The following is a 20,614-nucleotide window of genomic DNA, read 5'->3' on the forward strand; positions in this document are numbered from 1 at the left end:
CAATACCGCAAAATCGTCGAGGATGGCCCTGCCGGATTCAGATCGTCGCATGGCCCCGAAAGCCACGGCCACTTGGGAGAAGAAGGATGATTGAAAAGTACAATGCCCCCGATCAGGTGATTTTCGGTGGCCCGCGCGACCGGAGCTATCCCGCTCCTGTCGAAATGCTTCACTTGTCCATCAATCATGTGGGGCCGGGCATCGACGATCTGGTGAAGTTCTATCAGGTCGTTCTGAACATGCGGTTCGTGTTCCGCTTCGCTTACGCCAACTTCGAATTCATCTCGCTCAGCCACGATGACGAAAACCACCGGCTCGGCATCGTCAACGTGCTGGCGGACGTTCCGGAAGAAGAGGGCCGCCTGGCGCCGCAGCGCGGCTGCCGACTCGAGCACAGCACCTGGAAGTATCACGACTTCGAGGCAATCCTCCTGACCGCGCGACGCATTCACGATGAGCTCGGCATCTGGCCGCGTTCGGCACGACACGGCGGCTGGGAACTGACGATGGATTACGAGGATCCCGACGGCAACCGCGTGGAACTCCTGTGCCACATGACGAGCAAGGCCGAAACGCTCTTCGCTCTTTATCAGCAGTACAATACGCCCAGGGAGCAAATGCAATATTCGGAAGTCTACTTGCCTCTCAGCATGGAAAAGCTGGTCGGCCTGTACGAAAGCGGGGTGCCCGTTTCTGATCTACAGAACCGGGAATACTGCCGGCCGCTCATCGAAGCCGGAAAACTCTGAGCACTCCCTACTCGCACGAAGGGGAGCGCGTACCCGCTCCCCTTCCCTAACCGACAGCAGGTGGAGTCATGACCAACATTCTTGCCATCGGAGGGACCACCCGCCCGGGTTCCTCCGTCGAGACCGCGCTCGAAATCGCAGCGCATGCTGCCCGGGACCGCGGCGCCTGTGTCACCATATTCGGATGCCAGCAGCTCGTCCGCCTCCCGCACTACGGCACCGACGAGGCTAGAGGAAATCCGACGGGGAACGAATTGATCGCCGCACTCAGGCAAGCGGACGGGGTCATTCTCGCCAGTCCGGCCTATCACGGTACCATCTCCGGACTCGTGAAGAATGCCATCGACTACCTGGAGGAAACCGCAAGGGACGAGCGCCCGTACTTTCAGGATCTGCCCGTGGGACTGATCACGACAGCCTACGGATGGCAGGGCACGGGCAGCACGATGGCGACGCTGCGCGCAGTGGTGCATTCGCTGCGAGGCTGGCCGACGCCTTACGGCGCTGCGGTGAAATCCCAAACCGGCCTGTTTCTGGACGGGGCCTGCACGGACGAGACGATAAAGCTCCAGCTCGAGCTTGTAGGAAGTCAGGTGATGGCCGCCGCCAGCCTGGGCCTCAACCGCGCGGCCCAGTCCGTGGCGTAATCGCCAAGGCGGAGCTGGTGCAGCGGGGGTCCCACTACTGCACCGGCTCCGTCTCAGGCATAGGTGACGTCTGGAATGCGATCGGGATCCAGCCTCAGGTCGATCAACAGCGGCCGATCGCGACTGGCGATGAGCGCAATGGCCTGAAGAAGTTCTGCTTCCGACGAGACCCTGATACCGGTCCCGCCCATGGCCTGGGCAACAGAGGCAAAATCGGGCCAGTCGAGCAGTGTAAGCGAGGGGTCCATGTCCTTGTTGCGGAGCTGCACATGCTCCGCGCCATAGCCTCCGTCGTTGCATATGATCACGATCATATCGAGCCGGTTCCTGACCGCGGTGTGAAACTCCGTAAGCCCTCCCAGCATATAGCCGCCATCGCCGCAGGCCATCACCACGGGCCGGTCCGGAAATGCCACGGCGGCGCCGATGGCCTCTGACATGCCCATTCCGATCGATCCGAAATTGATGGTGTAGACAAAGGATTGCGGGTCGACGGCATCAATCGCCCGCCATACCTCACCCTGGAAGCGACCGCCGTCACTGACCAGAACACGGTTCCGCGGAAGAGCGTCATTGAGCCTGACGAGTGCATTGCGGATGTCCACCGTCCCGAGCCCGCGGACGTCATGCAGCCTCGGAGGCAGAACGTACTCGCTCAGGGCTTGTTCGACCTGCGGAGTCCGGAAGCCCGATCCCGGGACATCGGCCTCGTCGAGCCAGTGGATGATGTTCTCGATTGTAAGAACGGGATCTCCCACGAGTCCCGCGTCGACCTCCACATGGCGTCCGATTTCGCTGGCCTGGGCATGGCAGTGAACAATCCGCTTGCCTTTGGTGTAGGCGCGGTTGGCTGTGGTGAAAATGTTCAGCCCGCAGCCCACCGCAATGATGCAATCGCTTTCCAGAATCAGGTCGACGGCGGGCGGCTCGCTCTGTGTACCGAATACGCCCATGTTGAAGGGGTGACCGCGAAAGAGATCCTTGGCCTTGAGGCTCGTTGCAAGCGGAGCCTCGATCCTGTCCGCAAGCCGGATCAGGGCTTCGCGCGAATGTGCGTCCACCGCTCCCCTTCCCGCCAGGACGATTGGGCGACGCGCCGCTGCAATCACGCCGATGGCGTTCTCGACATCCTCGCTCATGGGAACGAGCGAGCGGGCGCTCGGCAAGGAAACGCACCGCTTGCGATACTGGGTCTCGGACCATTGCAGGTCGGCAGGCATGTTGAAGGCGACCGGCCGACGCTCGAGGATCGCCGCGCGCATTGCCGAGAGCAGATCGTCAAGGCAGGTTTGGGCCGATCGCATCTGCTGGAAGCCGGCGCCTGTCGCGAGGATCAGTTCGCGCTGTGCGATATTCTGCAGGTGGTCCTGATCGAGGACGGCGGTATCTCCGCACAGAAGCAAGAGCGGCAGGCGCGCACGCGCAGCCTCCACGAGAGCTGTCAGGGTATTCGTCAGGGCCGGTCCATGGGTCACGGTCGCCGCGCCGATGCGCCCTGTCGCGCTGGCATGGCCGATCGCCATGAGGACCGCGGCGCCTTCATGCGACGCCGCGACGTAAGTGCCTCCGCAGTCCCGGGAGTAGGCGTCGACCAAGTAGAGATTGGCATCACCGATGAGCCCGAACAGGGCATCGATCCCGTTGTCCACCAGACACCGCGCGACTGCCTGATGCACTTTCATTGTCGTATCCTCGTCCACAAATTCTCCCGTCCGTTCATCGCGCGATCGCGCACACTTGCTCGCGTCAACCGATCACGAAAGAGGTCAGCAGTTCCAGTTGGTGGGTCAACATGTGGCGCCCGGCGTGCAGGCGCAGACCGCGCCGGTGCGCGGCGGCGAGGAGCGCGGTTTCCTCAGGCTGCATGATGACCTCGGCCACGATCGCCTCGAAGGGAAGTGAAGCGACATCCAACGGGAGAGCATCGGTTTCCCGAAGACCCAGCGACGTCGCGTTGATGACAAGGGTCTGGTCATGTCTATCTTTCCGCCCCCCTTTTATGTCGATGTGGGGATAGGCGGCCGATATCGAACGCGCCAGCGCTTCGGCTTTCTCGGCGCTGCGGTTCTCTATGGTCAGGGATCGAACGCCGGCGCCCGCGAGTGCGAAGCCGATCGCGGCCGCTGCTCCTCCCGCGCCGACAAGCAATACGTGGTGATCGGCTGGCTCGATGCACTCGCTGCGAAGTCCGGCGACCATGCCCAGACCGTCGAAGTTCTCGCCGCGAAGGCGTCCGTCCGGTAGCCGGCTCACGGCATTCACAGCTCCGACCTTTTGCGCCTCCTCGCCCAGTTCGTCACAGAGTCTGGCGGCCTCGATCTTGTGAGGCATAGTGATCACCGCTCCCTTGAGGTTGCGAATACCTCTCATCGCGTCAACGACCCTTGGCAGGCATCCGGCCGACACGTGAAAGGGAAGCGCGACAGCCGCAATCTCCCGGCGGGCGAAGAGCATGTTCATGGCGCCGGGGGTTCGAAGATGATCGATTGGGTCAGCAATGACGGCTACGAGAGACTGTATCACCGTTGGCATGTCCTGGCTCTCCAGCCCCTTTTCGTGCAACTTCAAAATGCGGAAAGGGCGAAAGCGCCCGAGGCGTCGACCCGTCTGTGTTGGAGGTCCTCGCCCAGTCCCTGATCGCGCATGACCCGGATCAAGCCTTCCTGAACTTCGGGCACACCGACGAAGGCAGAACGTTCCAGCACCTTGGAAACGCTTGGCGAAGCCTCACCGCCATGGACGCGCTGGACAGGCTGATCCAGCCAGTCGAAGCAGCGTCTCTGGACCTCGTCGCTTAGAAGTGCGCCATAGGAAGTGCCTACCGCACCCTGCTCGACGATCAGGACATTGTTGGTTCGGGCAACGGAGGCCTCGATCGTCGCCCAGTCGAGGCCAGCGCGGTCGAGACTGCGTAGATCGACGATTTCCGCATCAATATCGAGCGCTTTGACTGCGGCAAGCGTGACAGGCACCATCGCACCGTAAGTCAGAACCGTCATTACCGATCCGGACCTGACGACTTTCGCACTGCCCAGCGGAATGAAGTAATCGAGATCGGTTGCCGGAGCCGGTCCCTTCGAATTGTAGAGATCTACGTGTTCGAGAACGACCACGGGATCGCGGCACTGCAACGCGCTGTTCATCAGGCCAACATAGTCGAATGGATTGGAAGGCGCCACGATACGCCAGCCCACGGAGCTGGCGAAGATGGCGGCAGGATCCATGGAATGCTGTGAGCCGTATCCCGTGCCGATAGCGATCTTGGCCCTGAGCACCAAAGGCATTTCCCCATCGCCCCCGAACATGTGCCGCGCTTTTCCGATCTGATTGAACAGCTGATCGGCCGCGACCCACAAGAAGTCGGCGTACATGAATTCGACGACCGGAAGGTAGCGGCCATCGGCAGCTATCCCCCCCGCGAGGCCCGCAAAAGCATTTTCGGCGATCGGCGTGCCCAGGACACGATCGGGCCACTTCTCGGCCAACCCCCGCGTTGCACCGTTCGTGCCACCTTTTAGGCGATGAACGTCTTCGCCAAGAACCACGATACGCTCGTCCTGCTCCATCCTGCGGCCCATGACGTCCGCAACGACATCGACGAAGCGGGCCTGCACGAGCTCGCCGGCGAAGGTCTCGAGTTCGTCTGTCCTGACATCGGCGAATTCGGACAGGTCGCCGCGAATGCCGACGTCCCGGAACTCGGCACGAGGCCAGAGTTCCTTGCGGATTTCCGGTTTCCCGTCCGGCCCGGTCTTCACCAGTTGGGAAGCGACATCGCGCATCAGTTCGACGCAGCGAGTCCTGAGTGCATCCACCTCGTCGGGAAGAATGTGCCCGCGGCCGATCATCTCGTGCGCGACCCGGTCGATAGGATCGCGCGCGCGCCAGTGGGCTTCCTCCGATTTCGATCGGTAGCCAAACGCGCTGCCTGGCAACCCGCCGTTCTGATGGAAATACCGGTAGACATCCGCCTCGATGATCGTTGCGCCGCCGCCGGATCGCATGACCTCGGCTGCCCGGCGCATGGCGATGTAGGCCGCGAGCGGGTCCATTCCGTCGATCTTCCAGGCCGGCAGGGCAAAACCCAACCCACGGGCGGACAGTCTAGGTTCCGCAGTGGCTTCCGACACAGTCGTCGAGACCGCGTAGCCATTGTTCTCGATGAAAAAGCATAGTGGCAGTTTCCAGGCCGCGGAAAGGTTCATCGATTCCAGAACCGAGCCGATATTGACAGCTCCATCTCCGAAATATGTGACCGCGAGAGCCCCCTCGCCTGCCCGCCGGTGCGCCCATGCTGCGCCGGCAGCAAGCGGGGCGCCACCGCCTACGATGGCATTGGTACCCAACAGTCCTGCTTCGGGCCAGCGCAAGTGCATCGAGCCGCCGCGCCCCTTGCAGAAGCCCTGTGCCAGACCCAGGATTTCCGCAAGGGTCGTTTGCAGCAATGCGAAGAGCTCGTTGGGAAACGGCTCTCCCGGCGAGGCTCCGCGCGGCATCACGTGGTGAAGCGCTTTGGCCAGAAACTGATGGTGACCACGGTGGGAGCCATTGATTTCATCGCCCTGGGCAAGCGCCAGGATCGAACCGACCGCTGCGCCTTCCTGGCCGATCGAAGAATGCGCAGGACCATGCACGAGTCCGAAACCCGCCAGTTCCAGCACTTTCTCCTCGAAAGCGCGGATCAGGTTCAGCATGACAAGCATGGTCCCAAGCAGTTCCGGTCCTGCATCGTCCCAGTCCGCCGATGTCGTGCGCAGAGCTTCCCAGCGCGTGGCTGGCTCAAGGAGAGAAATATCCGTCATGAACCGCAGGGTCCTCTCAGATGTAGCCGTAAGCGGTCCAGCCGCCGTCGATCGATAGAGTTTCGCCAGTAATGTGGCCGGCAAGATCCGAGCTCAGGTAGATGCATGCGTTGGCGATTTCGGAAGGTTGCGCCAGACGTCCCTGAGGCGTTCGGCGCAGAAGCTTGTCCCTTTCGACGCGCCCTCTTGCGACAAGCTCGTCGAGGAAGGGCGTCTGGACGTAACCCGGCGCGACAGCGTTCACGCGCACGCCCCGCGAGGCCCATTCGATCGCCATAGCCTTTGTCATCATGACAAGACCGCTCTTGGATACGCAGTAAGCCAGCCGCTCGGGGCTCGCGACCAGCCCGTACATCGAGGCGATGTTGACGATGACGCCGCGCCCTTGCTGGACCATCCGCCGTGCCGCCCCCCGGCTGCAGAGAAAAGCTGCGGTAAGATTGACGTCCAAGGCCCGCTGCCAGTCGGCGAGATCCAGTTCGAGGGTCGGAACGTTCATAGACACTCCGGCGCTGTTGATCAGGATGTCGATCGCGCCAAGCGCCCGTTCGCCTTCGTCCAACATCGCATCGACGACCGTTTCTTCAGCGACGGATCCGGTGAAGAGCGTGAAGCGGCAATCCGATCCCAGCTCGGACCCGACCTGCTTCAGCCTTGCGCCATCGCGGTCGTTTAGCAGTAGTCGGCAACCCTGGTCAGCGAGCGCCAGTGCGATCGACCTGCCGATGCCGCTTCCGGCGCCAGTGATGACCGCACATTTGTCCTTCAGATCCGCCAGCGGCGGGAACTGCGAAATCGGCTGCATTTGTGCCCCACCCTCACGACGCATTGTTCGCGCCTTACGTTCGACGGTCGGAAACTGCTCTTCCCAGCCCAACCTGAGCACTGATTAGTAGTCGATGTCTGCTTATCAGACAAGTGGCGGCAAAACTTTTTGTCTGGTGGTCAGACAAGTTGCTATGTATAGCTTTCGAGTTCTCTCCTTTGCGACAATTCCTTCGCCTCCGGAGTTTGAAAATGCTGGATAAAATCGAAGAAGCGCCCGGCAGGAACGGAGACCTTGATTGACGACCGATTTCGAGTTCATGGGCCATCAGGCGATCAAGCCGCCGGCAAGTTACGCCCAGAAGGTCGCCGAAGCACTGCGAAACGAGATCATCAGCGGGGCATTGCAGGCCGGTGAGCGGCTGCCGACCGAGAGCGCGATCTGCCAAGCCTTCGGCGTCAGCCGCGCCGTCGTGCGAGAGGCCATCAGTGCACTCAAGCAGGACGGTTACGTCGTCAGTTTCCAAGGCAAGGGCATATTCGTTCTCGACCGTCCGATCCGCGAGGCATTCGAGCTTGGGGACGCGGACCTGAACGATGTCGAGGACCTTGAGAACATACTCGAATTCCTGATCGCAAACGAAGTCGCAGCTACGGCGCTGGCAGCCGAACGGCGCACGCCGGAGGATCTGCGCGAGCTCGCCAAGGTTCTGGATTCGATGAAGGCTGCGGTCGAAGAAGGCAGGACCGGCATCGCCGAAGATCTCGCGTTCCACACGCTCATCATGAAAGCTTCGCGGAACCCCTATTTCATCTCCTTCACGGCCTTTCTCGAGGGCCAGGTGCGGCGCCTCATCCGCGCAGCGCGGGCCAACAGTTCGCAGGCAGGAATGTCGGTCATGGTGCAGGATGAACATGTCAGGATCTTCGATGCCCTCGTCGCCGGCGACGGTGCCGCCGCGGGCCGGGCAGCTGAGGAACACCTGCGGAATGCCGCGCACCGTCTGCGTACCCGGTGCTGGAGCAACTGACGCGCGCTCGCCGCACAAAACGAATCCATTACACCCTTGCGGACGCCTCATCGTCGGGCAAGTTCACCAGAATGATCCAGTCAGCCACCATCGCCGGCGTCGGATGGTTCTCTATTTCCACTGCAACCGCGCAGCGCATGAGATGGCTTGAGGCATCCCGCGCCTTGAGTTCTTTCAGTTCGAACCGGGCCCTCACCCGGCTACCGACAAGGACGGGGCTCAGGAAGCGAATACGGTCAAAGCCGTAATTGATCGTCGTCTGCCGGGGATGCAGCACCGGGAGGACTTCGTAGGAAAAGCTGCTCAGCCAGGACAGGATCAGGAAGCCATGGGCGATCGTGCCCTTATAGTGGCTTTCCCTGGCGGCCCTTGGCGGATCGACATGGATGAACTGATGGTCCTCGGTCGCGGCTGCGAAATCGTTGACGCGGTCCTGCGTGACCGTTCGCCATTCCGAGCAGCCGATTTCTGAACCTGTCAGTGATGCAAGCTGTGCAGGGGTTAGGATCGGGGTCATCCGGCCCACCGTATCTTCATGGCGGACATTTGCTTAGTAGATCTCGAAGAGGCCCGCAGCACCCATGCCGCCGCCCACACACATCGTCACGATACCCAGTTTTGCCCCCCTCATCCGCCCTTCCAGCAGCAGATGCCCTGCCATCCGCGCGCCGGACATTCCGTACGGATGGCCGATGGAAATCGCGCCGCCGTCGACGTTGAGACGCTCGTTGGGAATTCCAAGGCGATCGCGGCAATAGACGACCTGACAGGCGAACGCCTCGTTCAGTTCCCACAGGTCGATGTCGGAAACGGTCAGACCGTGCCGCTCGAGCAGCTTGGGCACCGCGAACACGGGCCCAATTCCCATCTCGTCGGGCGAACATCCGGCCACTGCGAAACCCCGGAGCGAGCCAAGCGGGGTCAGGCCCTTCTCCTGCGCTTCCCGCGCCGTCATGACGACGCAGGCCGATGCACCGTCGGAGAGCTGGCTGGCATTTCCGGCGGTAACGGATGCCCCCTCCTGGAGGGTTGTCGCACTGCCCTTGAAGGCCGGTTTGATGCCGGCCAGATCGTCCATTGTCGTGCAAGGCCGCGCGCCTTCATCCGTTTCCAGAAGAACGTTCTCGTGCCGTACCGCGCCCGTATCGCGATCGACGACCGCCTTGATACTGGCCAGAGGCACGATTTCCTCACGAAAACGGCCTTCTGCCTGTGCCTGAGCATTGCGGCGCTGGGATTGCAACGCATAGGCGTCCTGCTGCTCCCGGCTTATGCCATAGCGCCTCGAGACGATTTCCGCCGTTTCCAGCATCGGCATGTAAATGGAAGGAGACTGGGCAGCAACGCATTCGGATTGCGCACGGTAAGCGTTGTAGTGTTCGTTCTGGACGAGCGAGATGGATTCAACGCCCCCGGCCACGGCCCTGTCGTAGTCGCCCATCCCGATCGCGCGGGTAGCCATGGCGATCGTCATCAGCCCCGAGGCGCACTGGCGATCGAGCGACATCCCGGCGACGGACTCGGGAAGTCCTGCGCAAAGGGCTCCCTGACGTGCGATGTTGAACGACTGCGCACCCTGCGCAATCGAGGAACCGATAAGGACATCGTCGATCTCTTCGGGTGCGATCCCGGCGCGCTCCACTGCCGCGGCAATGGCATGGCCGATGAGTTCCTGGGGCGCTGTCTGGTTGTAAGCGCCGCGGTAGGCTTTACCGATCGGAGTTCTGGCAGTGGATACGATAACCGTGTCGCGCATGAGCATCCTATTCCGTTTGCAGGCCCTGCCTGTCTTCAGGTTCGACCGGTCAGGCGACCGTGTATTCGACCGGCGAGAAGGTGCCGTTCCTTGCTGCGGTGCGCAGATGCGCGCTCGGTTCCCACCCGCCGTCGGGCTCGATGGCCACCAGGGCGTCCAGCTTTTCGCAAATCTTCTGCAGGCCAACCTGCTCGGCATGGTACATGGGGCCCCCCTTCACTGCAGGAAAGCCGAATCCGCACACATATACGGTATCGATATCGGACGCGCGCAACGCGACCTTCTCGCTGAGCAACCGCGCGCCTTCATCGACAAGCGTGAAGACGCATCGCTCGACTATTTCCTGGTCCGAGAAGGCGACGGGAACTATACTGCTGGATACGCGCCAGGCTGCCAGTTCCGCTGCAAGTTCCGGGTGATCCAGCGGCGTCCTGCTGCCCGGCTCATAGACATACCATCCCCGACCGGTTTTCTGGCCGTACCAGCCATGTTCGGTCAGCAGATCCAGATAGCCCGGATAGCGGTAGCCCGGATATTCGGCTATTTTGCGCCGTCGCACGGCAGCCCCGATGTCGTTCCCGGACAAGTCCTGCATGGCAAAAGGCCCCATGGCGAACCCGAATTTCTCCATTGCGCGATCTACCTGCCGCGGCTCGGCCCCTGCTGCGACCAGCTCGTAGGCGCGCATGAGATAGCGGTCGATCATCCGGTTTCCGATGAAACCGTCGGTCACACCGGAAACGACTCCTGCTTTGCCCAGCCTGCGAACCGTCGCCAGAGCCGTCACGAGGACATCGGGAGCCGTGGCGCCGCCGCGAACCACCTCCACCAGGCGCATGATGTTGGCCGGGCTGAAGAAATGCAGACCAAGCACATCGCCGGGCCGCGAAGTCGCGCCTGCCAGGAGATCGAGATCAAGGAACGAGGTGTTGCTGGCTAGGATCGCGCCAGGCCGCAGGATCGCATCGAGACGTTGGAAGACCTCGGTCTTCACCGCCATATCCTCGACGACCGCCTCGACGACGAGATCACACTGGGACAGATCCTCCAGGTCCATGACATGAACGGTCAGCTCGGACGCGCGCGCCGCATCCTCTTCGGTTACGCGCGCCCGGCGCGCCATCGACGCCAGGTTGTCGTTCATTCGCGCCCGGCTTTTTACCAGCGCCTCCGCCGACTGATCGAATAGGCTCACGTGGTAGCCGGCGAGCGCGAAGGCCATCGCGATGCCTGTACCCATTGTACCGGCGCCGACGATACCAACCTTCTCGACGAAGCGCGCGGGGGTACCGGCGGGTAGTCCCGGCACTTTCTTCGCCGTCCGCTCCGCGAAGAACACGTGACGCAAGGCCTTTGATTGGGGCGTCTGGACGAGAACGTTGAAGCTTTCGCGTTCGAAGGCGAGTCCTTCATCGAAAGAGCGGGTCGCTGCGGCCCTGACGCAGTCCACGATCACCGCAGGAGCAGGGTTGCCCCTGCTTGCCCGGTCGGCCTGCACTCTGGCGGTCGCGAAAAAGTCGTCGGGCACTACGCCCTCGGGAAGGCTGACCGCTCTTCTGCTTGCGCAGGGCGGCGGAGCATCTATGCGGGCCGCAAGAAAGACGCGCGCTGCCTCGAGCGAAGTCTCCGCTATCACTTCGTCAACAATGCCCAGATCGAACGCCTGCCCCGCGGTCAGCATCTCGCCTTTCGTCATGAGATCGATCGCCGCTGCGGCACCGATGAGACGAGGGGTCCGTTGGGTCCCCCCCGCTCCCGGGAGAATACCCAGCTTCACTTCGGGCAGTCCGATCTTCGCGGTCCTCGCCATGAGCCGGTAATGACATCCCAACGCCACTTCCAGACCGCCGCCCAGCGCGACACCCTCGATGAGCGCCACGACAGGTTTGTCCGTGCTCTCGATCAAGCCCGTTATATCGTTGATGTCGGGCGCTGCGAGAGCCAGCGGCGTATTGAACTCGCGCACTTCGGCGCCTGCACAAAACATCGCCCCTTCACCCCGGACCACGACCGCTCTGCACGCCGGATCGGCGATCGCGGCCTTGAGATCCTCGAAAAGCCGTGCACGTCCCGGCTGCGACATAGTGTTCATCGGCGGGTTGTCGATCGTCACCACGGCGATGTGCGACAGGTCCAGATGTGTCATTCGGAAATCCTTGCGTGAATTTGCCCAGGCGGAGCGCAACCGGCTCTCAGACCTCGATGATCGCGAGGATGTCGCCCTCGCTCACTTCCTGCTCTTCCTTCACGAGGATCTGCGTGATCGTGCCGCTTTTCGGCGCCATGACCGGCTGCTCCATCTTCATCGATTCCAGCATCATGATGGGATCGTCCTGCTCGATTGCGGAGCCGACCTCCCCGAGAATCTGGAACACGAGACCATTGATATCCGACCTGACTTTGATTTCCGGCACGCGTGCCTCCTTTCGATTGTTGAATTGCAGGCGCGCCGGTCAGACCAAAGTGGCTGCCAGCTGCGTATGGACCCGGCCTGCCTGAAATTCCCCGTCGTTGAGGGCCTTGAGCAGAAAGGGAATGTTGCTCTTGATCCCGGCGATCTCGAACTGCCCCAGCGCCTCGATCATGGCCTCGATCGCGCCGGCGCGGTCGGCCCGGTGAACAATGAGCTTCGCCAGCATCGGATCGTAGTAGGGGGTAACGACATTGCCTTGCTCGTAACCGGTCTCGACACGCACGCCCGCATCGGTTGGCGGACGATAGGTCGTCAACACGCCAGGGGAGGGAAGGAACGTTCTGGGATCCTCGGCATAGACGCGAACCTCCAGAGCGTGTCCCTGAGCCCTGATCGGCGAAGTAATGACGTCCGTCAGATGCGCTCCGGCCGCCAGCCGGATTTGTGCCCCAACTAGATCGACGCCGGTAATCTCCTCGGTCACCGCATGCTCCACCTGGAGACGGGTGTTCATTTCGAGAAAATTGTAGCTCCCGTCTTCCGCACGAAGCAGCTCGACCGTGCCGATGTTGTTGTAGCCAAGCCCCTTGAGAGCCGCGATCGCCTGGCTACCCACAGCCGAGATCTCGGCGTCGTCGATCAGGGGAGCCCTCGCCTCCTCGATGACCTTCTGATTGCGGCGTTGAAGCGAGCAGTCGCGCTCGAAGAGGTGACAGGCCTCGCCGTAGTTGTCGCTGAGTATCTGCAGCTCGATGTGGCGGGGCTTGATCAGGAGCTTTTCAAGGTAGACCGAAGAGTTTCCGAAATTGCGGCTGCACAGAGAGCGCGCACGGCTCAGTCCCTGGCGGAATTCGTCCTCGGTCGCGGCCGCGATCATGCCGATACCGCCCCCGCCCCCCGCCGGCTTGATCAGAACCGGAAAGCCAATCCCCAGAGCCTCCTTGAGTGCATCCTCGATATCGTCGGGAAGGGCTTGGGTACCGGCAGAGATCGGCATGCCGTGGCGCGCCATGATCGAGCGTGCCTGCGTTTTCTCGCCCATCTCGCCCAAATGACGCGGTGCCGGACCGATGAAAATCCGCCCGTCGGCGATGGCACGCTCGGCAAACGCCGCGCTCTCGGACAAGAACCCGTAGCCGGGATGAATGGCGTCAACGTTCTGCTCACGGGCGACCTCGAGAATGCGCTCGATGTTGAGGTAGCTCTCCCGCGGACTGGCTGGACCGATGCAAACGGCAGCGTCGGCTTCGCGAACATGAGGCAAGTCGGCGTCCGCCTCGGAGTAGAGCGCGACGGAGCGTATGCCGCTTGCGCGCAGCGATCGGATTACCCGTCTCGCGACGGCGCCGCGATTGGCGATCAACACGGATTGGAACATGATTTCGCCTCAGTTCAGAAAAGACGGGCAGCGGTCATTCGGGCAATCTCCTCGCGGGAGAGGCCGAGCCATTCCTCGAGCACCTCGTCGTTATGCTCGCCGAGCAGCGGTGGATGCCGGGTAAGCTCCCCCGGGCTCTCGGAGAGCTTGATGGTGACGCCCTGCATGACGATATCCCCCGCCGTGGGATGAGGAATAGAGACGATGCCCTGACGATGCCGGACCTGCGGATTTTCCAGGACATCCGCCGGAGTCGCGACGAGCGCGGCGGGAACGCCGCTGCGATCGAAAGTGCCGAGTACTTCGGCATAGTCACGCTCTTCGATCCAGGATGAAAGGATCGCATCGATTTCCGCGCGGTTCGCAAGTCGGCAAGCCAGCGTGGAATATCGCTCGTCAGTCTTCAGATCTGGCCGGGCGATAGCCTCTGCCAGACGGGGGAAGATCCCATCGCCTCCACCCACGACCTTGATCCATCGTTGGTCGCGCGTCTTGTAGACATGGCCGGGAGCGACATAGCGATCCTGATTTCCGAGCCGAGAAGTGGGCAGGCCCAGCATGGCCTGGGCGGGGATTGCCGTGAGCAACAGGGACAGAGCGCTGTCGAGCAGCGAGGTATCGACGAGTTGCCCAGTTCCAGTCTGTTCCCGGTGACGCAATGCAAGCAGGATCCCGATCGTGGTGTAGAGCCCGGAAGCATAGTCGACCATGAATGTACCAGCCGACATCGGCGGACCGTCCGGGGCACCGGTCAGTTCCATGAGGCCGCTCATAGCCTGCGCGATGGAATCGAAGCATGCATTCTCGGCAAGCGGGCCTGTCTGCCCGAAGCCGGAGATGCGTGCCATGATCAGCCGCGGATTGCGCTGTCGCATCTGCTCATAGCCGCATCCCATTTTCTCCATCGTACCGGGTCGGAAATTCTCGATGACGACGTCCGCTTCCCCAATGAGGCGTTGCAACACCTGCTGTGCCTCCGGGTTACGCAAATCGAGCGAAAGGCTCCGCTTGTTGCGATTGAAGACGAGATAATAGAGGCTCTCTCCCTCGACCTGCGGATAGACCAGACGAGAGTCGTCACCGGTTGTCGCCCGCTCGACTTTCAGGACATCGGCGCCGAAATCGCCCAGCAGCATTCCGCAGTAGGGGCCGGCGATGAACCTCGAAAGGTCGAGCACTCTCACCCCGCTCAATGAATTCGACATCTTCTCCCCCAACCACAAATCCGGAATGATCTGAGCAATGCTCGACTGCGCCCCGAATCCAATCTAAGCTGTGATCAAACTCTGACTTGTCTGGCAAGCTGTCAACTGTTATCGACTCGTCAACAGGGGCGAAATGAGGGGAGGGAAAGATCACTTACGATCAGATCGCAGTGTCGACCTCGGGCGGGGTTTTGACTGTGACGCTCAACCGTCCCGAGCGGCTGAACGCATGGACGGACCGAATGGAAGAAGAGGTCCGGCATGCAACCACCGCTGCAGATACCGATCCCGCGGTCAGGCTGATCGTCCTGACCGGCGCCGGACGCGGTTTCTGCTCCGGCATGGACATGGAAGTGCTCGATACAATCAGCACTGAGCGCCAGTTGGCAGCGCCTGCGGGCCGGACCGAAAACGGCGGAAATCTTGCCGGGCGCTACAGCTGGTTCCTAAACCTTTCCAAGCCGGTGGTGGCTGCAATCAATGGCCCCTGCGTGGGCCTCGGTCTCGTCATGGCATCCTACTGTGACATTCGGATCGCGGCGGCCTCGGCAGTTTTCAGCACCACCTTTTCCCGACGGGGTCTTGTTGCGGAACACGGACTTTCCTGGGTCCTCCCCAAGATCGTGGGCCATTCCAATGCCCTCGAGCTCCTTCTTTCAGCGCGCAAGTTCGACGCAAGCGAGGCGCTGCGCCTCGGACTGGTCTCGCAGGTCATCGATAGCGGCGGGTTCGCGGAGGCCGTGACCGCCTACGTTGCCGATCTGGCCGAGAATGTCTCGCCCCGTTCGCTCAGGATCATCAAGCGACAGGCCTGGAACGCCCTGTTCCAGGACCTGACGACCGCGATCCGTGATGCCGACAAGGCGATGCACGAAAGCTTTCGGTCTGCCGATTTCCGGGAGGGCGTCTCGCATTTCATCGAGCGCCGCAAACCGCACTTCACTGGGCTTTAAGAAGCAGGATTTGAAAAGTAATGACTTGGGAGCCAGAAATTGAGGAACTGCGCCGGCGCGAAGCTTTCGCCAAGGAGATGGGCGGTCCGGAAAAGGTCGCGCGTCAGCACCACTTCGGAAAGCTTACGGTACGCGAACGAATCGCCCGGCTGCTGGACGAGGGTTCGTTTCGCGAAGTCGGCACAATCGCCGGCAAGGCCAGCTACAGTGAGAACGGCGAACTCGAGAACCTGTCGGCGGCCAATTTCGTAACGGGCCGGGGCAAGATCGGGGGACGCGATGTCGTGGTCGGCGGGGACGACTTCACGATCAGGGGCGGATCGTCCGACGCCTCCATTCCGGAAAAGCAGATCATCTCCGAACGGATGGCCGCCGAACTGCGATTGCCGCTTATCAGGATCTGCGACGGAACGGGCGGCGGCGGATCGGTCAGGTCGCTCGAGGAGGATGGTCGCACCTACATACCCGCCAACCCGGGCTGGGATCTCGTCGTGAACAATCTAGGTCGGGTCCCGGTCGTCGGCATGGGCCTCGGCTCGGTTGCGGGGCTTGGCGCGGCGCGACTGGTATCGACGCACTATTCGGTCATGGTGAGGGACATTTCCTTCATGTTCATCGCCGGTCCTCCGCTGGTCGCCAAGACTGGCAAGATTCTCACGAAAGAGGAACTGGGCGGCGTAGACGTTCACACCGCCGCCGGATCCATCGACGATGCGGTGGATAGCGAAGAGGAGGCCTTCGCGCGCGTGCGCCAGTTCCTCTCCTATCTGCCTTCTTCGGTTTACGAACTGGCCGAGCGTCGGGAGCCGACCGACAATCCGGCGCGCAAGGACGAATGGCTCATCGGCGCGGTTCCGCGAGATCGGCGCAAGGTCTACGACATGCGCAAGATAGTGCGCTCACTGGTCGACAGCGAAAGCTTTTTCGAGACGGGAAAAGCCTACGGTAAATCCGCCATCACGGGCCTGGCTCGGCTCGATGGTTGGCCAGTGGCGATCCTTGCGAGCAATCCGCATTTCTACGGCGGGTGCTGGACCGCCGATACGGCCCGCAAGGTCGAGCGGTTCGTCGATCTCGCCAACACGTTCCATCTGCCGGTCGTCCATCTCGTGGATGTCCCGGGCTTCCTGATTGGGCCGGAATCGGAACGCGCGGGCACCATCCGCCATGGCGCGCGCGCGCAGGCGGCCGTCTATCAGGCACGTGTGCCCTGGTGCTCTGTCATCATTCGCAAGGCTTTCGGCGTCGCAGGCTCAGCGCATACCGATCATACGCGTCTGCGATACCGCTACGCCTGGCCGTCGGCTGACTGGGGATCGCTGCCGATCGAGGGTGGAATCGAGGCGGCCTATCGCGCCGATCTGGAGGCAGCCGAGGACCCCGAGACCCTCCGCCAGGAGATCGAGGACCGGCTCAACGCAATCCGGTCGCCGTTCAGATCGGCCGAAACGTTCCTGATCGAGGAGATCATCGACCCGCGCGATACCCGACCGCTCCTGTGCGAATTCGCCAATGTCGCAGCCAAGCTCAGACAGCCTGGCGAGGTCGCCAACGCGATGCGTCCGTAAAGGACCGAGGCTCCGTCACAAGAACACAGCGCAAGGATCAGAAGTGCGAAATTTCGACCTAAGTTCTAGAATTGCGATTGTGACAGGCGGCGCCACCGGCCTCGGGCGCGGGGCCGCCGAGGCGCTTAGCGAGGCCGGAGCGACCGTCTTCATACTGGGACGGCGCGAGCAGTGCCTGCGCGAGGCGGCCCTGGACATGGGTTGCAGGTTCATTGTGTGCGACGTCACCGATCCCGCCAATGTCAACGAGGCATTCGAGGAAGTCGTCCGCTCACACGGCCGGATCGACATCCTGGTAAATGCGGCGGGGGTGAGCATCCGGGGAAGCATCCTCGAATATTCGCTCGAAGACTGGGATTTCACCCATCGCACCAACTGCCGGGGCTCCTTCCTGACTTCGGTCGCCGCGGCACGGGCCATGGAGAAGACCGGCGGCGGGAAGATCGTCAACTACTGTTCTTACGGCAGTGCCAATGGCCTGGCACGAAGCGCAGCCTACGCATCGAGCAAGGGCGGTGTCCGCCAGCTGACAAAGTCCATGGCGATCGAGCTCGCACCGCTCAACATCCAGGTCAACGCCATCGAACCGGGCTGGTTCGAGACCGAGATGACAGCGGATCTCTACGAGAACCAGGAGTGGGTGGCCCGCTCACTTGCGAGAATACCTTCGAACCGTTTCGGCAAGGCACGGGATCTCGACGGTGCGGTCCTGTTCCTCGCCTCCGGGCTTTCCGACTACGTTACCGGCATCATGGTCCCCGTCGACGGGGGGGCGCAGGCGGTATGAGCGAGCTTGCCCAGGCTACCCGCCACCGGCGCCTCGCCGATCCCGATCTGTTCAGGCAAGCGGCATTCGTGGCGGGCGAATGGATCTCTGTGTGCGCAGACAAGGCGATCGATGTCGTCAACCCTTCCACCGGTGAAACCCTCGGCCAGGTTCCCGATCTGGGAACCGAAGAAACCCGCATCGCGATATCGGCCGCCCATGTCGCCGGTCCTGCCTGGGCTGCGCGAACCGCTGCCGAGCGCTCGCGTATCTTGCGCAGATGGTACGAGCTGATCATCGAGCATCAGGACGATCTGGCCGCCATTCTCACTCTCGAACAGGGAAAGCCGATCGCGGAAGCGCGCGGCGAGATCGGCTACGGCGCCAGCTTCATCGAATGGTTCTCCGAAGAGGCCCGACGGATCTACGGCGACATCATTCCCGGCAACATGCCCGACAAGCGTTTGCTCGTTATCAAGCAGCCGATCGGCGTGGTGGGTGCGATCACGCCCTGGAATTTCCCCAATGCAATGGTGACCCGAAAGGCCGCCCCTGCCCTCGCGGCGGGCTGCACGATCGTGATCAAGCCGGCATCGCAGACCCCCTTCTCCGCGCTGGCGCTCGCTGTCCTGGCGGAGCGTGCCGGCGTACCCGCAGGGGTTCTCAGCGTAGTCACCGGCGCCGCTTCCGAGATCGGCGCGGAGATGACCGGCAGTTCACTGGTTCGCAAGATTTCGTTCACCGGGTCGACCGACGTCGGCGCTAGGCTCTACGAGCAGTCCGCGAAGACCATCAAGAAGCTCGGGCTTGAGCTTGGCGGGAATGCCCCTTTCATCGTTTTCGACGATGCCGATCTCGATGAGGCGGTGGAGGGTCTGCTAGCGGCGAAATTCCGGAACAACGGCCAGACCTGCGTCTGTGCCAACCGGGTCTATGTCCAGGACAGTGTATATGACGACTTTGCTCGCCGCCTCTCGGTCGCGGTCGGCAAACTCAAGGTCGGGGACGGCTTCGAGGAAGGGGTGACCCTCGGACCTTTGATAGACCGCCACGCGGTCGACAAGGTCGAACAGCATATCGCCGATGCTATATCCCAAGGCGCCGTCGTGGCGACCGGTGGCCGCCTTCATCCGCGTGGGGGGACTTTCTTCGAGCCCACCGTCCTGCTCGGGATGCGGCCTTCGATGGATGTGGCGAGGGAAGAGACCTTCGGCCCGGTTGCTCCCCTTTTTCGCTTCGCGGATGAGAGCGATGTCATTCGGCAGGCCAACAATACCGAGTTCGGACTAGCATCCTATTTTTATGCTTCCGATCTGGCCCGCGTCTTCCGCGTTGCCGAGGCGCTCGAATACGGAATGGTCGGCGTCAACACCGGGCTTATCTCCACGGCCGAAGCGCCGTTCGGAGGCATCAAGCTTTCCGGTCTCGGCCGTGAAGGCTCGCGCTACGGCATCGAGGAATTCGTCGAAACCAAATACATTTGTCTCGGCGGGATAAGGGACAACGCATGAAAACCACATCGTACGGCAATCCTGAAGGCCAACCCTGCCCGCAGGCTGCCACACCGCGCAACGACTGGTCGCGCGAAGAAATTGCGCGGCTCTTCGAACTGCCCTTCCCCGAATTGCTTTTCCGCGCCGCCGAGGTCCACCGTTGCTACCATTCCCCTGTGGAAGTCCAGCTCTCGACATTGCTCTCCATCAAGACGGGAGGCTGCGCCGAGGACTGCGGATACTGCTCGCAGTCCTCGGCCGCGGCTTCGGGGGTCAAGGCCACCAAGCTGATGGATGTCACGACTGTACTGGAAGCGGCCTGCAGGGCCAAGGCGAGCGGATCTACCAGGTTCTGCATGGGGGCAGCGTGGCGCAACCCAAAGGATCGCGACATGGGCGCCATTCTCGCGATGATCGAGGGCGTGCGGGAGATGGGTCTCGAAACATGCATGACGCTGGGCATGCTCTCGGACATGCAGGCGCTGATGCTGGCCGAGGCGGGTCTCGATTACTACAACCACAATATCGATACTTCTGCCGAATACTACCGCGAGGTCGTGACGACCCGTACCTATTCGGACCGCCTCGATACGTTGGAGCGCGTCCGCTCGGCAGGCATCCGGGTCTGCTCGGGAGGGATCGTAGGGATGGGCGAGAGCCGGGAGGACCGGGTGGCCTTCCTCCACGTTCTGGCGACTTTGCCGCAGCACCCGCAAAGCATTCCGCTGAACGCGCTGGTGCCGGTCGCGGGGACGGTTTTGGGCGACATGCTGACGGGGACTCCGATGGCCCGCCTGGACGACATCGAGTTTGTCCGGACAGTTGCTGTCGCCCGGATCACCATGGGCACATCGATGGTGCGACTTTCAGCCGGCCGCGAGAGCATGAGCGCTTCAACGCAGGCGCTATGCTTCATTGCAGGCGCCAACTCGATCTTCAGTGGTGACAAGTTGCTGACGACCGGCAACTGCGGCGACAAGGAAGACGCGGCCTTGCTTGCAAGGCTAGGTCTTACAGCAATGCCGCCCAGAGCCTCGTCCCCGGTTTCGATGAAGAACAACGCCTGTTGCGATGCATGAGCGGCTTTC

At 62.0% G+C, this 20,614-nt stretch carries 18 protein-coding genes; 8 read left to right on the forward strand and 10 right to left on the reverse strand.

Annotation, left to right across the window (positions count from 1 at the left end; genetic code table 11):
• Window positions 1–86 precede the first annotated feature (86 nt).
• Window positions 87–749: a VOC family protein gene (locus AC4D6D_RS15945; protein ID WP_491328061.1), complete on the forward strand. Its 663-nt coding sequence runs from the start codon at window positions 87–89 to the stop codon at window positions 747–749.
• A gap of 68 nt (window positions 750–817) precedes the next feature.
• Complete coding sequence (locus AC4D6D_RS15950) at window positions 818–1,396, forward strand: NADPH-dependent FMN reductase (RefSeq protein ID WP_491328062.1); 579 nt, start codon at window positions 818–820, stop codon at window positions 1,394–1,396.
• Window positions 1,397–1,449: 53 nt separating this feature from the next.
• Here AC4D6D_RS15950 and AC4D6D_RS15955 read toward each other — a convergent pair whose 3' ends face one another.
• The 4 genes from AC4D6D_RS15955 to AC4D6D_RS15970 form a co-directional block, all read right to left on the reverse strand.
• A complete protein-coding gene (locus AC4D6D_RS15955; RefSeq protein WP_491328063.1) occupies window positions 1,450–3,078 on the reverse strand; it encodes a thiamine pyrophosphate-binding protein in 1,629 nt (542 codons plus the stop codon).
• Between the two features lie 64 nt (window positions 3,079–3,142).
• Entirely contained in the window at window positions 3,143–3,928 is a 786-nt protein-coding gene (locus tag AC4D6D_RS15960; RefSeq protein WP_491328808.1) for a shikimate dehydrogenase family protein, read from the reverse strand.
• 32 nt (window positions 3,929–3,960) lie between these two features.
• On the reverse strand, window positions 3,961–6,198 hold the full coding sequence (locus tag AC4D6D_RS15965) for an alpha-ketoacid dehydrogenase subunit alpha/beta (RefSeq protein WP_491328064.1): 2,238 nt from the start codon (window positions 6,196–6,198) through the stop codon (window positions 3,961–3,963).
• A gap of 16 nt (window positions 6,199–6,214) precedes the next feature.
• The gene (locus AC4D6D_RS15970; protein ID WP_491328065.1) at window positions 6,215–7,003 is read right to left on the reverse strand and encodes an SDR family NAD(P)-dependent oxidoreductase; all 789 of its coding nucleotides are present in this window, start codon (window positions 7,001–7,003) and stop codon (window positions 6,215–6,217) included.
• A 259-nt stretch (window positions 7,004–7,262) separates the two neighbouring features.
• On the opposite strand from AC4D6D_RS15970, the gene AC4D6D_RS15975 reads away from it, so the two are divergent.
• On the forward strand, window positions 7,263–7,994 hold the full coding sequence (locus AC4D6D_RS15975) for a FadR/GntR family transcriptional regulator (RefSeq protein WP_491328066.1): 732 nt from the start codon (window positions 7,263–7,265) through the stop codon (window positions 7,992–7,994).
• Window positions 7,995–8,022: 28 nt separating this feature from the next.
• On the opposite strand, the gene AC4D6D_RS15980 is transcribed toward AC4D6D_RS15975, so the two are convergent.
• The 6 genes from AC4D6D_RS15980 to AC4D6D_RS16005 are packed head-to-tail and all read right to left on the reverse strand — an operon-like array spanning window position 8,023 to window position 14,746.
• Window positions 8,023–8,511, reverse strand: coding sequence for a MaoC family dehydratase (locus tag AC4D6D_RS15980; RefSeq protein WP_491328067.1), 489 nt, complete (start codon window positions 8,509–8,511; stop codon window positions 8,023–8,025).
• Between the two features lie 33 nt (window positions 8,512–8,544).
• Complete coding sequence (locus AC4D6D_RS15985) at window positions 8,545–9,750, reverse strand: acetyl-CoA C-acyltransferase (RefSeq protein WP_491328068.1); 1,206 nt, start codon at window positions 9,748–9,750, stop codon at window positions 8,545–8,547.
• Window positions 9,751–9,799: 49 nt separating this feature from the next.
• A complete protein-coding gene (locus AC4D6D_RS15990) occupies window positions 9,800–11,896 on the reverse strand; it encodes a 3-hydroxyacyl-CoA dehydrogenase NAD-binding domain-containing protein (protein ID WP_491328069.1) in 2,097 nt (698 codons plus the stop codon).
• A 46-nt stretch (window positions 11,897–11,942) separates the two neighbouring features.
• Window positions 11,943–12,164 carry an acyl-CoA carboxylase biotin carboxyl carrier protein subunit gene (locus tag AC4D6D_RS15995; protein WP_491328070.1) on the reverse strand — a complete coding sequence of 74 codons (222 nt, stop codon included), beginning with the start codon at window positions 12,162–12,164 and terminating at the stop codon, window positions 11,943–11,945.
• A gap of 39 nt (window positions 12,165–12,203) precedes the next feature.
• Complete coding sequence (locus AC4D6D_RS16000; RefSeq protein WP_491328071.1) at window positions 12,204–13,541, reverse strand: acetyl-CoA carboxylase biotin carboxylase subunit; 1,338 nt, start codon at window positions 13,539–13,541, stop codon at window positions 12,204–12,206.
• Between the two features lie 14 nt (window positions 13,542–13,555).
• A complete protein-coding gene (locus AC4D6D_RS16005) occupies window positions 13,556–14,746 on the reverse strand; it encodes a CaiB/BaiF CoA transferase family protein (RefSeq protein ID WP_491328809.1) in 1,191 nt (396 codons plus the stop codon).
• Window positions 14,747–14,895: 149 nt separating this feature from the next.
• On the opposite strand from AC4D6D_RS16005, the gene AC4D6D_RS16010 reads away from it, so the two are divergent.
• The 5 genes from AC4D6D_RS16010 to bioB are packed head-to-tail and all read left to right on the forward strand — an operon-like array spanning window position 14,896 to window position 20,605.
• Window positions 14,896–15,699 carry an enoyl-CoA hydratase gene (locus tag AC4D6D_RS16010; RefSeq protein ID WP_491328810.1) on the forward strand — a complete coding sequence of 268 codons (804 nt, stop codon included), beginning with the start codon at window positions 14,896–14,898 and terminating at the stop codon, window positions 15,697–15,699.
• Window positions 15,700–15,719: 20 nt separating this feature from the next.
• Complete coding sequence (locus AC4D6D_RS16015; protein ID WP_491328072.1) at window positions 15,720–17,267, forward strand: acyl-CoA carboxylase subunit beta; 1,548 nt, start codon at window positions 15,720–15,722, stop codon at window positions 17,265–17,267.
• The gene (locus tag AC4D6D_RS16020) at window positions 17,212–18,054 is read left to right on the forward strand and encodes an SDR family NAD(P)-dependent oxidoreductase (protein WP_491328073.1); all 843 of its coding nucleotides are present in this window, start codon (window positions 17,212–17,214) and stop codon (window positions 18,052–18,054) included. Before AC4D6D_RS16015 ends, AC4D6D_RS16020 begins: the two co-directional genes overlap by 56 nt.
• Complete coding sequence (locus AC4D6D_RS16025) at window positions 18,051–19,544, forward strand: NAD-dependent succinate-semialdehyde dehydrogenase (RefSeq protein ID WP_491328074.1); 1,494 nt, start codon at window positions 18,051–18,053, stop codon at window positions 19,542–19,544. Before AC4D6D_RS16020 ends, AC4D6D_RS16025 begins: the two co-directional genes overlap by 4 nt.
• Complete coding sequence (bioB, locus tag AC4D6D_RS16030) at window positions 19,541–20,605, forward strand: biotin synthase BioB (protein ID WP_491328075.1); 1,065 nt, start codon at window positions 19,541–19,543, stop codon at window positions 20,603–20,605. The genes AC4D6D_RS16025 and bioB overlap by 4 nt, the downstream gene beginning before the upstream one ends.
• The last annotated feature ends 9 nt before the right edge of the window (window positions 20,606–20,614 follow it).

Source organism: Novosphingobium sp. BF6, from assembly GCF_058273105.1.

What these genes read in the sequence shown, in the direction of transcription:
- AC4D6D_RS16000 (WP_491328071.1), bottom strand. Translation starts at nt 13,541, where the DNA reads ATGTTCCAATCCGTGTTGATCGCCAATCGCGGCGCCGTCGCGAGACGG.
- AC4D6D_RS15960 (WP_491328808.1), bottom strand. Translation starts at nt 3,928, where the DNA reads ATGCCAACGGTGATACAGTCTCTCGTAGCCGTCATTGCTGACCCAATC.
- AC4D6D_RS16015 (WP_491328072.1), top strand. Translation starts at nt 15,720, where the DNA reads ATGACTTGGGAGCCAGAAATTGAGGAACTGCGCCGGCGCGAAGCTTTC.
- bioB (WP_491328075.1), top strand. Translation starts at nt 19,541, where the DNA reads ATGAAAACCACATCGTACGGCAATCCTGAAGGCCAACCCTGCCCGCAG.
- AC4D6D_RS15945 (WP_491328061.1), top strand. Translation starts at nt 87, where the DNA reads ATGATTGAAAAGTACAATGCCCCCGATCAGGTGATTTTCGGTGGCCCG.
- AC4D6D_RS16020 (WP_491328073.1), top strand. Translation starts at nt 17,212, where the DNA reads ATGTCGCAGCCAAGCTCAGACAGCCTGGCGAGGTCGCCAACGCGATGC.
- AC4D6D_RS15950 (WP_491328062.1), top strand. Translation starts at nt 818, where the DNA reads ATGACCAACATTCTTGCCATCGGAGGGACCACCCGCCCGGGTTCCTCC.
- AC4D6D_RS15970 (WP_491328065.1), bottom strand. Translation starts at nt 7,003, where the DNA reads ATGCAGCCGATTTCGCAGTTCCCGCCGCTGGCGGATCTGAAGGACAAA.
- AC4D6D_RS15965 (WP_491328064.1), bottom strand. Translation starts at nt 6,198, where the DNA reads ATGACGGATATTTCTCTCCTTGAGCCAGCCACGCGCTGGGAAGCTCTG.
- AC4D6D_RS15955 (WP_491328063.1), bottom strand. Translation starts at nt 3,078, where the DNA reads ATGAAAGTGCATCAGGCAGTCGCGCGGTGTCTGGTGGACAACGGGATC.
- AC4D6D_RS15990 (WP_491328069.1), bottom strand. Translation starts at nt 11,896, where the DNA reads ATGACACATCTGGACCTGTCGCACATCGCCGTGGTGACGATCGACAAC.
- AC4D6D_RS15985 (WP_491328068.1), bottom strand. Translation starts at nt 9,750, where the DNA reads ATGCGCGACACGGTTATCGTATCCACTGCCAGAACTCCGATCGGTAAA.
- AC4D6D_RS16005 (WP_491328809.1), bottom strand. Translation starts at nt 14,746, where the DNA reads ATGTCGAATTCATTGAGCGGGGTGAGAGTGCTCGACCTTTCGAGGTTC.
- AC4D6D_RS15980 (WP_491328067.1), bottom strand. Translation starts at nt 8,511, where the DNA reads ATGACCCCGATCCTAACCCCTGCACAGCTTGCATCACTGACAGGTTCA.
- AC4D6D_RS16025 (WP_491328074.1), top strand. Translation starts at nt 18,051, where the DNA reads ATGAGCGAGCTTGCCCAGGCTACCCGCCACCGGCGCCTCGCCGATCCC.